The sequence below is a fragment of the Rhodococcus sp. IEGM 1351 genome (genome assembly GCF_030056875.1).
Taxonomy (GTDB): domain Bacteria; phylum Actinomycetota; class Actinomycetes; order Mycobacteriales; family Mycobacteriaceae; genus Rhodococcus_F; species Rhodococcus_F opacus.
Genome location: NZ_JASHKU010000015.1, coordinates 133,378 through 148,314, shown reverse-complemented (window position 1 = coordinate 148,314; position 14,937 = coordinate 133,378). Strand labels below are relative to the sequence as shown.

Genomic DNA, 14,937 nt, shown 5'->3' with positions numbered 1-14,937 from the left:
GGCTACCGAAGGGCAGCGGCCGGAGCATCGGCACGCAGGAGACCACCGGCTCCCGGGATGTCGACCGGAAGGCCGAGGGCTCGCAGCAGGCTGTAGACGCCGGCGGTGGCGGCCGAGAGCACCGGCAGTTCGAACTCGTCTTCGGCGGCCTGGACGAGGTCGAGCGAGGGCATCTGGACGCACGCGGAGATCACCAGCGCGTCGACTCCGGCGCGGTCGAGTGATCGAGCGGCGTCCATGACCCGGTCACCGGGGATGCAGCCGACCTCGGCGTTGTCGGCGACCTCGAGGGCGCGCCAATCCGATACCTGAATTCCTTCGGCCTCGATGTAGGCGACGACCTGCTCGGCGAGGGGACGCATGTAGGGGGTGACCAGGACGATTCGCTTCGCGTCGATCGCGTGGAGTGCCTCGACGAGGGCGCCCGCGCTGGAGCGGACTACCGCGTCGGAACCGCCGGCCGCCAGTTGCTCGGCGACCAGGCCTTCCACGCGCTGGTGCTCCCCGGGACCCACTGACATCAGGGCGACCAGGCACGCATAGAGGATGGCGTCGACGCCCGCGTCACCGAGCTCGAGGATGCACCGCTCCCGTTGAGCGTTCATCGCCCGCAACTGTTCCGGCGACACGGCCTGCATCCGCATCCGGCTCGAGTGGAACGAGAACTGTTCGTCCGCATGCCGGTTGAGCAGTGTCGGCATTTCCGTCTCGACCGTCACATTCGAACTCGGCACGACGAGCCCGATGCGGTGAATGCCCATGAGGTAGCCCTTCTGATCTGGAATGCCCGGGCGGTGGTTGCGAGAACACCACCCCGACTGACGTAGATTTACGTTCACGACGAGTATTCGACGCTAATGATGATTCGTCAAGCCCCGCCGGACGGCGGACGCGATCTCGATGCCAGAACAACGTGCACACACCGTCGGCCGCCAGCATGAACGCGCGCGAGGAAGGATGATCCGATGACCACATGAGCGGGCATTCGCATGGGATGGGTGGGCGGCGGCCCCTGGTCCGCGCACATTCCGCGACGAGGTCCGGTCCTCCGGTTGCACGCCACCGTCTTCGTCGACGACACAGGACACCCGCAACCGGTCTGCACTCCGCCCGAAGATCGCCCCACCGCACACCTGAACCGACTGGTCAGTCCACTCACTTTCGTGTCGCTACTCACATTCGACACTTGACATGTCACCAGACACGTCGAATACTCGACATTGACGTAAGGAGTGTTCGAGGATGACCTCACCCCCCGTCGCATTCCCCCAGGACGAAGGAGCACAGCGGCAATGGCATATGTAATCGGAGTGGACGTCGGTGGCACGTTCACAGACGCGGTATTGGACGACAGTGCCGGCACTGTTCTCGCCGCCAAGGCTCCCTCGACCCCGCCCGACTACTCCCGCGGCGTCATCGATGTTCTCGAGGCACTCGCCGAACAACTGGGACGCCCCGTCGAGGAGATGCTGGCCGACACGCACCACATCGCGCACGGCACCACCTCGTCACTCAATGCCCTCGTCATGGGCAACGTGCCCCCAGTCGGCTTCCTCACCACAAAGGGGCACCGCGACTCGATCTACATCATGAACGTGGAGGGCCGGTATCTGGGAAGCTCACCGGAGCAGCTGCAAAATGTCATGGGGCAGAGCAAATCTCACGGTCTCATCCCGAAGAAGCACGCCCTCGAGGTGACCGAACGACTCGACCGTGACGGCAATGTCGTCGTCGCCCTCGACGAGGAGTCTGCCCGAGAGTCCATCCGTGTGCTCCTCGCCGAGGGAGTGTCGGGGATCGCGGTCTCACTGTTGTGGTCGTTCCGCAATCCCGCGCACGAACAGCGCATTCGCGAACTCGTCCACGAGATCGACCCGACGATGTTCGTCTCCCTGTCGAGCGAGGTGAGCCCCCGGATCCGCGAGTTCGCCCGCAACGCGACCACCATCATGAGCACCCAGATCGGCCCCGGGCTCCGGGACTACCTCGGCGAACTGGAATCGAAGCTGCGCGAGCGAAACCTCGCCGGACCGCTGCTGGTGATGCAAAGCAACGGCGGAGCGGTCGCCGCCGCGGAGGCACCGAAGAACGCGATCAGCACCGTCGGATCGGTGCTGACCGGTGGCGTGGTCGGGGCGGTATCCCTCGGCGGGCAACTCGGCCATCGCAATATCATCGCGACCGACGTCGGCGGCACCACCTTCCTCGTCGGCCTCGTCGTCGACGGCGATCCCGTCCGCTCCTCCAGCACGATCATCAACCACCATCCGATCAACGTGCCCACCCTCGAGGTACACGCCATCGGATCCGGGGGCGGCGCCATCGCCTGGATCGACGCCGGCGGCAACCTGCAAATCGGCCCCCACAGCGCCCAGGCCGTCCCCGGGCCCGCCTGCTACGGCCAGGGCGGCACCGAACCCACCAACGCCGACGCCAACCTGGTGCTCGGGATCCTGCCCGAACGGGGCCTGCTCGGCGGCCGCAAGCCGCTCGACAAGAACCTCGCGCGGGAGGCGATCCGCGCCCGAATCGCCGAACCCCTCGGACTGTCGATCGAGGACGCTGCCGCAGCCATCTACGCAGTCCAGAACGCCCAGACCGGCGACCTGTTGCGCAAGACCGTCGTCGAGGCCGGACATGACCCGCGTGACTTCGTCCTCTACGCCTTCGGCGGGTCCGGCCCCGCCCACTGCGCGGCCTACGCCGCCGAGGTCGGCGTCCGTGAGGTCATCGTCCCGCTCGGCCAGGTCGCCTCCGCGTTCTCGGCATACGGTCTCGCCTCGTCCAACATCGTCCTCGCCGCCGAATTGTCCGACCCGGCGGCCATGCCCCTCGATCCCACCCGCGCCGATCGAAACTTCACCCAGTTGGAGAACCAGGTGCTCGAACAACTGAACCGGCAGGGTTTGACCTTCACGCGCGTCGAGATCGAGCGTGAGATCGACATGCGCTACAGCATGCAGCTCGCCGAGGTCGCCACCCCGATTCCGGCCGGAAACCTCGACGCAGAGGAGATCGCGCGGGCGTCGGATCTGTTCGAGCAGCGGTACGCCGAACTCTATGGAGAGGACAGCGGATTCCGGGAGGCCGGCATCCAAGCGATCACCTACCGGGTGCGCGCCACCGGCATCCTGCCGTTCTCCCCCACCCTGCCGGAACTGAAGTCCGCGGACTCCGCTGATGCCTCCGCCGCGAGGATCAGCACCCGCAAGGTCTGCCTCGACGGCAAGCTCGGCTACGTCGACACCGACGTCTACGACTACAGCAAGCTACTCGCCGGACACGTCCTGCCCGGCCCGGCCATCGTCGAGGTCCCCACGACCACCGTCGTCGTCCCCCACGGCACCACCGGCACCGTCGACCGCCTCGGCAATCTCACCATCGTCGCCCAGTAGGAGCACCACTCATGACCGCACAGATTCCCGGCTCCGAAGTCTTCTCGAGCCGACCGATCGACCCCGACGCCCTCTCGCGATCACTTCCCCCGGCACTGGAAGTCCATACCGTCACCCAAGAGCAGATCGACGACCTCGACCCGTTGACCTACGAGGTCATCCGGCACCGGCTGTGGTCGGTCACCGACGAGATGGGTGAGGCACTCAAGCGGATGTCCGGTTCCCCCATCGTCACCGACGCCAACGACTTCGACTTCGCCATCAGTGACGAAATCGGCCAGGAAGTGCAGGTCGGCCTGTACAACACCATGCTCGTCGGTGCCGTCGACCTCGCCATCTACTGGACCCTCCAGCACCGCTCGACCAACCCGGGTATCACCGAGGGCGACATGTTCCTGTGCAACGACCCCTGGGTCGGCGGTGGACTGCACCAGAGCGACGTGATGGTCTACCAGCCAATCTTCCACGAGGGCGAGCTGTTCGGGTGGACCAGCGCCATCTGTCACGAACCCGACCTGGGCGGATCCGGGCTCGGCTCGTTCGACCCCTCCGCCCAGGACGTGTTCTCCGAGTCCCTGCCCACCCCACCGATCAAGGTCGTCCGCGACTACGAACTCCAGCGCGACGTCGCCGACGCCTGGGTGCGGCGCTCGCGCGTGCCGATGCTCGTCGGACTCGATCTGCGCGCGAAGATCGGCGCCAACACCGTGGGCCGCAACCGACTGCTCGCGGTGATCGAGCAGTACGGTGCCGACACCGTCAAGGCCGTGATGAAGCGGATGATGGCCGACGCCGAAGGGCGCCTGCGCGGCAAGCTCGCATCACTGCCGGACGGCACCTGGAAGGCCACCGGCTACCAGGACCAGTCGCAAGTCGGCGACCGCGGAATCCACAAGATCACCGTGGCCATGACCAAGACCGCCGATCACCTCACCTTCGACTTCACCGGCACCGACCCGCAGACCGGCGTCATCAACTGCACGTACGCCGGCATGCGAGGCGGTGTGATGCTCGCGATCCTGCCGATCCTCGCCGGCGACATCCCCTGGTCCGCAGGCGGATTGATGCGCTGCTTCGATCTGGTCGCCGAGGAGGGCACCATCAACAACGCGACGTTCCCGGCGGCGGTGAGCCGTGGCCCGATCGGACCGGCGTGGCTCACTGGCACCCTGATCGCCGAATGCCTGTCGCAGATGCTCGACCGGTCGGTCGATCTCGGCAAGAGCGTGCAGGCCGCGTGCTGCGGCACGTGGGATACCGCGGTGATCGCCGGACTCGACGAGCGACCCGAACAGTCGGTGCCGTTCCTCAACATCATGATGGAGCCGATGGCCGGCGGCTACGGGGCACGCCCCACCGCCGATGGCATGGACACCGGTGGCCTCTTCTGCATCCCGATGGGCCGCATCCCGGACACCGAGATGACCGAATTCCTCTACCCTCTGCTCACCCTGTGGCGCCGCGAGGAACCCGACTCCGGCGGACCCGGACGCCAGCGCGGCGGTGTCAGTGCCTCCATCGCCATCACCCCATACGGCACCAGCCTGCCGATGGGCCTGGTGCTGGCGTCGGCGGGCAAGGCCGTCGCCCAGAACAACGGTCTCGCGGGCGGATACCCGGGCAACACCGGCGTCGAGGTCCTCGCCCGCGGCACCGACATCGTCGAACAGTTCGCAGCCGGCCGTATCCCCGACGCGCTGGACGATCTCGGCGGTGGCCGCGAGTTGGGCGCCTGCTACGCGGAGAGCTACGTGGCACCCGGTGAGGTTCTGTACATGCACTGGCAGGGCGGCGGCGGCTACGGCGATCCGCTGCTGCGCGACCCGGCCGCCGTGGCAGCCGACTTCCGCGAAGGCAAGGTCACCGAACACGGTGCCGAGACCGTCTACGGCGTCATCCTCTCCGACGGAGACGCCGATGATATCCGGACTTCGGATCGGCGGGACGAGATGCGGTCTGAGCGCCGAGACCGCTCCGGGACCACTCGGTCCGATGCGCCCGTGCTCGACCTGGCCGGAGCTCGCAGGCTCGACGACAACCTGGCGGAGGTCACGGTCGGAGACACCCGCGCGATCGCCTGCGCCCAGTGTGGACGTCTCCTCGGCGACGACAAGAACAACACCACGCTCGATCTCGCCCGGTTCGAGGGCCCGTCGTCGACCGCCGGCCCACAGGTGACCTCCGACCCCGCCGAGTATGTCGACACCCCGGTGGTTTTCCGGCAGCTGTGCTGCCCCGGCTGCTGGACCGCCATCTACTCGGGCATCGTGCCGGCTGATCACCCCGACCACGCCCTCGACCTGGCGCGGCTTCTGCCCGCGGTGGCGGAGCGGTGATGTGCCGGACAATTGCGATCTGTACCAGAAGAGGAGGACAAAGGTGACATTCTCGGACTGGGGTGGGCGCCTCGTTCCGTTCCCCGAGGATCGCGCCCGCCGCTACCGCGACAGCGGTGAGTGGAGCACCGATCCCACCGGGCGGCGGCTACACCAGGTCGCCACCCGGTTCCCGGACCGACCGGCCGTGATCACCGCCGAAGGGCAGATGAGCTTCGCAGAACTCGATCGTCGCACGGACCAGATCGCGGCCGGGCTGATCCGGCTCGGCCTCCAGCGACTCGATCCCGTCATCTTCCAGCTCACCAACCGTCTGGAGACAGTCCTCGCGTGGTACGGCTGCATCAAGGCCGGGCTGGTCCCGGTGGCGACGCTGGCCGCGCACCGCATGCACGAGATCGGACACATCAGTCGCAAGGTCGGCGCCGTCGCGCACCTCGTCGAGGCGAATCTGCCCACCTTCGATCTCGTCGAGTTCGCCCGCGAACACGCCGACGGCCATCCCACCATGCGGCACATCATCACCGTCGGCGATGCGGAGACCAGCGACCGGGACGACGTGACTCGCCTTGAAGATCTCGGTCTCGAGATCGATCCCCACACAGCGCACGGCATCGTCGAGCAGGTCGCAACACACACCGACGCCTGCGACGTGGTTGCGTTCCAGCTCTCCGGTGGCACCACCGGAGTTCCCAAGGTCATCCCACGCATCCACGCCGAATACTGGAACAACGCGCTGCTGTATGCACAGCGACTCGGATGGGACGAGAACAGCCGGGTCGCACATCTGATCCCGATCATCCACAACGCCGGCATCTCGTGCGGGCTCCACGCCGCGCACTCGGTCGGCGCCTGCCTGGTCCTGGCCACCGCTGATGCTCCGACCGCCTTCCAGCTCATGGCGCGGACGAAAGCAACCGAGGTCCTCATCGGGCACGGCCACTACCAGGCCGTGCTGAGTCCGGACTTCGACCAGGCTGGAGCCTGGCTCGAACGCGTCATCCTCTCCGGCGCCAAGGTTCCGCACGAGCTGTTCGAGCGCGTCGACGACGGAACCGGACGCTGGGCCGGGCAGTTGTTCGGCATGGCCGAGGGCTTGTTCACGGTGACCCCACTCGACGCCCCCGCAGAAGCCCGACTGACAACAGTGGGTACGGCTATCTCGTCCGACGACGAGATACGCATCCTCGAACCCGGCACTGAGAACGAACTCGGCGACGGGGCGGTCGGAGAACTGTGCTGCCGAGGCCCCTACACGCTCCCCGGTTATTTCGACGCCCCGGACCACAACCGGGACGCCTTCACCTCCGACGGTTTCTACCGCACCGGGGACCTCGGCGCGATCACGGTGATCGACGGTGCACGTTATCTGTCGATCGAGGGTCGGATCAAGGATCTCATCAACCGGGGTGGTGAGAAGATCAACGCCGAAGAAGTCGAACTGCTTCTGCTCGAGCATCCCGATATCGCACACGCGGCGGTGGTCGCCATGCCCGACCCCAGGCTGGGAGAGAAGACCTGCGCATATCTGGTGTCGATTGACGGAGAAGCTTTGCCGCTACACGACATTCAGGAGCACTTGGCGCAGCTCGGGGTCGCCAAATTCAAGTGGCCCGAACGGCTCGAGTGGGTGACGACCTTGCCACACACGAACGTGAACAAGATCGACAAGAAGCGACTGCGCGCCGAGATCGCAGCGAAGGTGGCCGACGAGGCCGACTCACGTCGCGTGGGTGCATAGATCGGTAGTTCCACCGCACCTCAACACCTTCGGGGCATGCCTGACCGGGCATGCCCCGAAGTCCGTGAACGCGGCGGCCGATTCCCTGTCCCCTCACGGAGACAACCAAGTTGACCTTTCGACGTATACGTAGAATAATTGACAAATACGTCACAGAGAGTGGAGTTCGTCATGAATCTCGAGCGAGTAGCAGTACTGGGCGGTGGACCGGGCGGCCTCTATGCCGCAAGGCTGATCAAACGCAGCCATCCGAATGCCGAGGTGACCGTCTACGAACAGAGCCCCCCGGATCAGACATTCGGTTTCGGCGTCGGCCTGGCGTCTCGCACCCAGCGGAACCTGCGGGAAGCCGACCCGGCATCGCTCGAAGCCATTGTGGCGGCCGCGCACGCCCACGAAATGTCGATGCAGGTCGGCGATCAGATCGCCCGGCTGGCACACGGTGATCTCCTCGCTATCGCACGCACCACCTTGCTCGCGGTCCTCCAGCAACAAGCCCAGAACGCCGGGGTGCATATACATTTCGGCGAACGGCGTGAAGCACCAGAGCTCGATGCGGACCTGATCATCGCCGCCGACGGCATCAACAGCGCAACCCGCACGCAGATGTCCGATACCTTCGGGCCCCGCATTGACACCGGCGCCGGCCTCTACCTGTGGTGTGGAACCGACTTCGCGCTCCCCAGCGCCATCTTCGTTCCGGTCACCACCGAGCACGGCACCTTCGTCGCGCACGCCTACCCGTACGCCGCGGACCGCAGCACCTTCCTCATCGAAACCGACGAGGAAACATGGCGGCGGGCAGGATTCGATGTCTCCACCGACCGGACCGCCCCCACCGACAGCGACGGGTTCGCCCTCGAGTACCTGCAGGACGCGTTCGCCGACACCCTCCAACACCACCGGCTGATCGGAAACCGCACCCGGTGGACGCGCTTTCGCACCATTTCGTGCGAGCACTGGCACAGCGGCAACGTCGTACTCCTCGGCGACGCCGCCCACACCGCGCACTACTCCATCGGCTCAGGCACCAAGCTCGCCATGGAAGACGCCATCGCACTCGACCACGCCCTCACCGCCTCCCCGAACATCGACGACGCGCTCGCGGACTACGAACGGGCTCGCCGCCCCGCCGTCGAATACCTCCAGCGCATCGCGCACCGCAGCGAACTCTGGTGGGAGTCCTTCCCCCAGAGGATGGCACTTCCGGTCGAACAGCTGCTCATCGCCTACATGACCCGCGCCGGAAAGGTCAGCCTCAACCGATTCCACGACACCGCGCCCACGCTCGTGCGGAAGGGCCTGGCGAGCTACGCGGACGTGCCTGCCGACGCGATCCCCGACACGGACATCACGGACTGGACAATCGGGCAACCCCTCGACCACGGTGACTGCCGATTCGAGCATCGGATCGCACCGGCGGACCTGCGCGATGCCACCACCACCACAGTGCTCGACATCGACTTCGACTCCGCGTGGGGCCCGGAGGCCACCGCACTCGTCGAGACTGCACCAACCGCGCGAACTCTCTGGCTCACCGGCCCATCCACCCGCTCATCGCTGCTCAGCAGGCTCGATTTCGCCGAACGTCTCGGTCACCACACGGACGCAGTCGTCGTCGTCGAGGCCCCCACTTCCTGCCGCGCAGATGTCGCAGCAGGTTTGGCCAGCGTACGGATGCACCTCGCGTTCTTCCGTGATCCGGCGACGTCGGACGCTGATCCGGCGCTTTCCGGGTTGCGGGTCTCGACATGAGTACGCGACCGGTGACCGGCGCCGGTTATCCTTCGGACATGACAAGCGAGGAGGCCGCGAACGAGCGCCGACCCCGAGGCCGGGGCAAATCCCGTTCCACCGATCAGGCTGCGACCGAAAGCGCGGGCATCCGCAGCAACCCTCGCCGTGAGCTGGTGGAAAAGCAGATCATCGAGCAAGCCACTCGACTGTTTGCCGAACGAGGATTCGCGAGCACCACACTGCAGGACATCGCCGACGCAACCGGCCTGACACGGCCGGCGCTCTATCACTACGTGGCCAACAAGGACGAGCTCCTCTCCCGCCTGGTCAGCGAGAGCACTGAGACACCGGCCGCATTGCTGCATACCATCAACGAGCGCACCGATCTGGGTCCGACGGAAAAGCTCCGCGAGATGGCCACCGCCATCGCACTGCATCAGGCGCAGGCCCCAGATCGATTCCAGTTGATCGTCCGTTCGGAAGCCGAACTACCCGAAGACATCTCGCGCAACTACGAGCAGAGCCGTCGACACGTGCTGAAGGAATTCATCCAGGTCGTCGAAGACGGTATCCGCACCGGCGAGATGCGACCGGTCGACCCGCGAACCGCGGCCTTGGCCGTCATCGGCATGCTCAACTGGATCGCCTGGTGGCATCAGCCGGGAAACGCAGTCGACGACCGAGTCATCGCTACGCAACTTGCGGACATGGCAGTACGCTCGCTGGTCCACCAGGACCCGCAGTCGGCGACCCCGGAAGGTCCGGCGCGAGCGATCGCCATGCTCCGCCAGGACCTGAACTACCTCGAACGACTGCTCGACGAATCACGCCCCGACTGACCACGCTCGACAGCAACGTGCCCCGATCTGATGGAGGTCACCCGCGGCGCAGCGCCAGCACAGGGATCGTCCGGATGCCCGCGGTCTTCTCCGCGTACTCCGCAAAGCCGGGATACCGGCGCGCCTGCTCGGCGAAGATCCGATCCCGTTCGTCACCGGTCACCTCGACGACAGTCACCGGGAACTGCTCGGTGCCCCGTTCGACCTCTGCCTTGCCTGCGGTGACGAGGTTGTAGTACCAGTCGGGATTGGTCGGGGCACCGGCCTTGGAAGCGAAGACGTAGATAGTGTCCGGACCTTGCTCATCGGGTAGATACATCATCGGGCTCACGCGATCGCGCCCAGTCTTACGGCCCCGGTGGTGAACCAGCACCACCGGGGCGCCCTCGAATGGGCCACCCACTCGGCCCTGGTGTGCCCGGAATTCGGCAATGATGTTCGCGTTCCAGTCGTCGGGAGTGCTCATCCTGGGAATTGTCCTAGCCCGGCGCGGGAACAGGCGGCATTTCCGGTCGACGTTGTCGACTCGTGTCGCACTCATTCCTTTGCTGACCGCGATGGCGACCAGTGCGGCACCGACAGAATCAGTCCTGCTTGGGCACCCAGTGATCGGTGACGAGCTCGTAACTCTGTTTGAGCTCCCCGTACGCCGCTCGCTGGGCCTCCTCGCCCTCGCCGTACCGCCGAACGGCCATCTCATGGGCCGTCGCGAAGGCCGCCTGCACCTCCTTCGACGATCGCCGCAGTGTCTGTGGCAGCTCGGTTCGGTTCACCGCTCCACTCCTTCTCGGTCATGGCCGTGATGTACCCCTCGATTGTCCGCCCGGGACCCCCGCGGCGGTACCGGGTTGACCGGGTTTTCCGATGTCGGCAGCCGGGCGCAGGCACGACCTACGCACGGAACCCCGCACCGGCGATCACAGGCATTCAGGTGGGTCTCCGCAGTGACCTGCCAAGGGTGTAGACCGGCGAACACCTGGCACGGGGCACCGGTATGGGTAACAATGACCTCGGAAAACACACAGCAACGCCAAATTCATTCTCGCCGAAGGGAAGTCCACACCGGAGGAGACTCGATGCCCGTTTCGCCACACACTTTGTTACAGCACGTCCAGGATCGCACCACCGACCTACGCCGATGGTTGGATACCGGCGACAACACCACCGCCCTGACGGCGTATCTGCGCGACGAACCCGTCGACCACCGATGGCTCACCACCTACAAGCGACTCACGCACGACCTGCTGAGGGCGGTCGACCACGCTCGCTCGCCCAGGGCGCCGCACGAGACGCCAACCCCGGACCGTCGATGAACAACGACCAGCGCCGGGCGCTCGAACACGTACGCGACACCTGCGCCATGCTGGACAGCTTTCTGACCACCCACCCGAGCGACCGACCACCCGAACGGGTCCGATCGGCCACCTTCGAGCAGCTCACCGACGACCTCCTCGACGCCGTTACCGCAGCACAGAACGCCGGCGTACCGGAACAACGCATCTTCGACAGTATGTGACAACCATCGTCGCCGGTCGGCTGCTTTCTCCGCCGGGGCCCCGCCACTCAGCGGTTCGCGGAACCGTCTTCGCGGCGACCCGACACGGACGGCGGCATTCCGAACTCGCGGCTGAAGGCGAAGGAGAAAGCTGCCGGAGATGCGTAACCGAGGGTCGAGGCGACCCGAGTCACCGCCTGCGAGCGCAGCATCGGGATGGCGGCCAGCAACCGGGCCCGTAGGCGCCAAGCCGCCGGACTGATCCCCACCTCGCCTAGGAATCGCCGGGTGAAGGCGCGTTCGCTCATCGCCACTCGGCCTGCCCACTCGGCATTCGTCACGCCGACCTCCGGCTTGCCGAGATAGGAACGGCACAACGCGACCAGGTCGGCCGACGTGGGCAGCGTCAGGTGCAGGGGCAGCGACCTGAGAGTTGCCAGCTCGAACAGCAGCAGTGCCGCGATGGCACCCTCCCGACCGTCGCGGTCGTACTCGGCGGGTAGATCGGCGGCGACGAGCAGCAATTCGCGGAGCAGCGATGACACTTCGACCACGACGCACACCGTGGGCCACCACGGCACCGCAGCTGGTTCGATGTAGAGACTGCTTGTACTCACGCCGAGCATCCGCACCCGATGCCCTGTGGCGGGAGGAATCATGACACCCTGCGCGGTGGGGACCGTCCAGGTGCCGTTGTCTGTCTCGACAACCATTGTTCCTGTAGCTCCGTACAGGAATTGCGCACGACGGTGTTCGTGCCAGTCCAGCACGACGCCGGCCGGATAGTCGGTCGCGATCGGGAGCACGTCCCGCTCGATACGGTCGACGTCGCCGAGCGGGACATTTCTCACGACACCCAACCTACCGGCTGATTCTCGAAAGAAATCGACTGATATTCGATTGTCGCCGCTACACCGATACGGTGAACTGGACCGAGTGGATATGTTCGTTCTCGTTCTCATCGGCCTCGTGACCGGGTTGACCACCGTCCTGTTCGGTTTCGGCGGCGGGTTCGTGACCGTCCCGGTCGTCCTGTGGGCAGAAGCAGGGCTCGGCGACTCGGCCGCCCGGGTCGCAGTCGCAACATCCGCAGCGGTGATGGTGGTGAATGCCGCCGTCGCCACGTCCGCAACCTCCGGCGCGGTGCTGCGTCACTTGCGTGACTCTCGTCGCCTGCTTGCACTTCTCGGTCTCGGAGGCGTGGTAGGTGCGTTGCTTGCCCGGCTCGTACCCGGCGCAATCATCCAGTGGGGATTCGTCACCTATCTCGTCGGGACGATCGTTGATGTCCTGGTACGACCGGGCTTCTTCCGACCGACGGCGCAGCACAACACCGACTCTCGGCGACGGTTCGCCATACCGACCTCGCTCGGGTTACCGATCGGCGCGAGCGCAGCATTTCTCGGCGTCGGCGGCAGTGTCATGACGGTGCCTCTCCTGCGCCGCTCCGGACTGGGGATGGGTGTCGCCACCGCACTCGCAAACCCACTGACCCTCGCCATCAGCCTGCCGGCGGCCCTGATCTTTCTCATCGGCCACGGTCCCGGATCGCCTGCCGGGGCCGCCCTGGTCGGCTCCGTCGACCTGGCCGCGGCCCTGGCGCTCCTCCTCGGCACACTCCCGGTGATCGTCACGCTCAGGCGGCGCCCACCCCGTCTGCCCGACCGTGTGCACGCAATCAGTTACATACTGCTCCTCGTCGCGGTCACCATGACCACTGCGCTTGCTACGCTTCGGTAACCGCAAGAACGTCGTACCATTCAGCATGTTCAAGGCCACGCGCATAGTCATGGCGGTACCCGCTTGCGTGACTGGGACTCGCGTCTCGGTATAGGGGACCGACAGCGTTGGCCCCACCGCCGCCGAAACGGCCGTCCCGCTCGACCCCGCCGGATAGGATTCTGCGCCGAGGAGGGATCCATGATGGTCCGGGAAGCGCGCAGCACCCATCGCGAGGTTTCGCCACTCGAAGGACCGCCGAGGCCCAAGGGGCGGACCCTGCGTACATCCCGTACGTTCCGGAGCAGCCGGACGAAAACACCCCGCGCGACCTGGTCGAGGCGCACGACTACTACCTCACGCCGCGGGCGCAGCACCCGAACGCGAAGAACAAGCAGCTGTTCGCCAAGAGTATCTCGCGGATCTTCACGTTCGACGCGTTCCATCTGGTCGAGGACCTGTTCACCGCACCGCTGCTGATCGTCGCGGGCAGCGAAGCCGGTTCACTGTGGATGTCCACCGAACTGCACGGCCGGGTCCGCAGCCCAAAGAAGCTGGTGGTCGTCGAGGGGGGCGCCCACATGGACTTCTACGACGTGCCGAAGTACGTCGACCACGCCGTGGCGGAAGCTACCCCGTTTTTCCGGGAGAACCTGGGGGCTCACTGCGAAGGGAACTGACCAGCCCGATGCGGTCCTCCCGGGCCTCTGGAATCCCCAGTGGCCCGGGAGGTCTCGGCATCGCCACTCCAGCTTCCGAGTTGCCTCAATGATTCCTCTACCACGTCGCGGCCCGTCCCACCCGTGACTTCTCGATGACCGAGAACCCGGCATCGAGTCGAATCAATTTTATACATTATGTGCTATTTTGCGAACATGACCGCGTCAGCCGATATCACCACCGCCCCGACGGACGAGGCCACCGTCCTGGAGCATCTTCTGGCCACCCGATGGAGTTGCCGCGCCTACCAGGACCGTCCGGTTCCCGAAGAAACGATCGATCGCCTACTCACCATCGCGCAACGATCGGCATCGTGGTGCAATACGCAGCCATGGCAGGTCATCGTGACCAGCGGGGAGGCCACGGAACGCTTCCGCGAGGCAATGACGAACAGCGCACGAAACAACCAGCCCAAGTTCGACTTCGATGCCCCAGCCGAGTACCGCGGCGTCTACCGTGAGCGGCGACGCGCCAGCGGTTGGCAGCTGTATCAGGCCGTCGGCGTGGAGCGCGGCGACCGCGAAGCGTCCGCCCGCCAGGCATTCGAGAACTTTCGCTTCTTCGGCGCGCCGCACGTCGCGATCATCACCACAGACGCGGTGCACGGGACATACGGGGCTGTCGACACCGGCCTGTACGTGGGCACGTTCCTACTCGCGGCACGGAGCCTCGGGCTCGGAGCAATCCCCCAGGCCGCGCTCGCCAGCCATTCCCCCCTCATCCGCGAGCACTTCGACATCCCGGCGGATCGAAAGATCCTGGTCGGCATCTCGTTCGGCTTCGCCGACACCGACCACCCGGCCAACAACTACCGCACTGCGCGGGCACCGCTGAACGAAGTCGTGACGCGGGTCCGCGAATAAGCATCGCGGCAACAACGGAGGCGATGTCGCGCTGACCCTCCGCTTCGAATGATAGATTCTCCGCATGCGGAGTGAACGCTCCGCTTTGTTGG

Annotated in this window: 14 protein-coding genes; 10 read left to right on the top strand and 4 right to left on the bottom strand. The window is 65.8% G+C overall.

Annotated features, from left to right (window positions below):
* Positions 1-2 precede the first annotated feature (2 nt).
* Positions 3-761 carry a maleate cis-trans isomerase family protein gene (locus tag QM806_RS25365; protein ID WP_283293185.1) on the bottom strand — a complete coding sequence of 253 codons (759 nt, stop codon included), beginning with the start codon at positions 759-761 and terminating at the stop codon, positions 3-5.
* A gap of 531 nt (positions 762-1,292) precedes the next feature.
* Between QM806_RS25365 and QM806_RS25360 the strand changes: the two genes are divergently transcribed.
* From QM806_RS25360 to QM806_RS25340, 5 genes are all read left to right on the top strand, one after another.
* Entirely contained in the window at positions 1,293-3,395 is a 2,103-nt protein-coding gene (locus tag QM806_RS25360) for a hydantoinase/oxoprolinase family protein (protein WP_269592698.1), read from the top strand.
* An 11-nt stretch (positions 3,396-3,406) separates the two neighbouring features.
* Positions 3,407-5,731, top strand: a complete 2,325-nt coding sequence (locus QM806_RS25355; protein ID WP_283293184.1) for a hydantoinase B/oxoprolinase family protein — start codon at positions 3,407-3,409, stop codon at positions 5,729-5,731.
* 43 nt (positions 5,732-5,774) lie between these two features.
* The gene (locus QM806_RS25350) at positions 5,775-7,472 is read left to right on the top strand and encodes a (2,3-dihydroxybenzoyl)adenylate synthase (RefSeq protein WP_133984016.1); all 1,698 of its coding nucleotides are present in this window, start codon (positions 5,775-5,777) and stop codon (positions 7,470-7,472) included.
* Between the two features lie 171 nt (positions 7,473-7,643).
* The gene (locus QM806_RS25345) at positions 7,644-9,227 is read left to right on the top strand and encodes an FAD-dependent monooxygenase (RefSeq protein ID WP_167119567.1); all 1,584 of its coding nucleotides are present in this window, start codon (positions 7,644-7,646) and stop codon (positions 9,225-9,227) included.
* Complete coding sequence (locus QM806_RS25340; protein ID WP_043790933.1) at positions 9,224-10,048, top strand: TetR/AcrR family transcriptional regulator; 825 nt, start codon at positions 9,224-9,226, stop codon at positions 10,046-10,048. The genes QM806_RS25345 and QM806_RS25340 overlap by 4 nt, the downstream gene beginning before the upstream one ends.
* A gap of 37 nt (positions 10,049-10,085) precedes the next feature.
* Here the strand turns inward: QM806_RS25340 and QM806_RS25335 are convergent, their stop codons facing one another.
* Together QM806_RS25335 and QM806_RS25330 are read right to left on the bottom strand one after the other, a co-directional pair.
* Entirely contained in the window at positions 10,086-10,514 is a 429-nt protein-coding gene (locus QM806_RS25335) for a nitroreductase family deazaflavin-dependent oxidoreductase (RefSeq protein ID WP_005569020.1), read from the bottom strand.
* 118 nt (positions 10,515-10,632) lie between these two features.
* Positions 10,633-10,821, bottom strand: a complete 189-nt coding sequence (locus tag QM806_RS25330) for a ChaB family protein (RefSeq protein ID WP_005261915.1) — start codon at positions 10,819-10,821, stop codon at positions 10,633-10,635.
* Between the two features lie 303 nt (positions 10,822-11,124).
* On the opposite strand from QM806_RS25330, the gene QM806_RS25325 reads away from it, so the two are divergent.
* Together QM806_RS25325 and QM806_RS25320 are read left to right on the top strand one after the other, a co-directional pair.
* Positions 11,125-11,361 (top strand): hypothetical protein, encoded by a 237-nt coding sequence (locus tag QM806_RS25325; protein WP_005261916.1) that lies wholly within the window; start codon positions 11,125-11,127, stop codon positions 11,359-11,361.
* Positions 11,358-11,564: a hypothetical protein gene (locus QM806_RS25320; RefSeq protein WP_005261917.1), complete on the top strand. Its 207-nt coding sequence runs from the start codon at positions 11,358-11,360 to the stop codon at positions 11,562-11,564. Before QM806_RS25325 ends, QM806_RS25320 begins: the two co-directional genes overlap by 4 nt.
* Positions 11,565-11,611: 47 nt before the next feature.
* On the opposite strand, the gene QM806_RS25315 is transcribed toward QM806_RS25320, so the two are convergent.
* A complete protein-coding gene (locus tag QM806_RS25315) occupies positions 11,612-12,394 on the bottom strand; it encodes an AraC family transcriptional regulator (RefSeq protein WP_043790935.1) in 783 nt (260 codons plus the stop codon).
* A gap of 91 nt (positions 12,395-12,485) precedes the next feature.
* Here QM806_RS25315 and QM806_RS25310 point away from each other — a divergent pair, with 91 nt between their 5' ends.
* From QM806_RS25310 to QM806_RS25300, 3 genes are all read left to right on the top strand, one after another.
* Entirely contained in the window at positions 12,486-13,283 is a 798-nt protein-coding gene (locus QM806_RS25310; RefSeq protein ID WP_005569027.1) for a sulfite exporter TauE/SafE family protein, read from the top strand.
* Positions 13,284-13,390: 107 nt separating this feature from the next.
* Positions 13,391-13,942: an alpha/beta hydrolase family protein gene (locus QM806_RS25305; protein WP_005569030.1), complete on the top strand. Its 552-nt coding sequence runs from the start codon at positions 13,391-13,393 to the stop codon at positions 13,940-13,942.
* Positions 13,943-14,137: 195 nt separating this feature from the next.
* Entirely contained in the window at positions 14,138-14,845 is a 708-nt protein-coding gene (locus QM806_RS25300) for a nitroreductase (RefSeq protein ID WP_133986707.1), read from the top strand.
* Positions 14,846-14,937 lie beyond the last annotated feature (92 nt).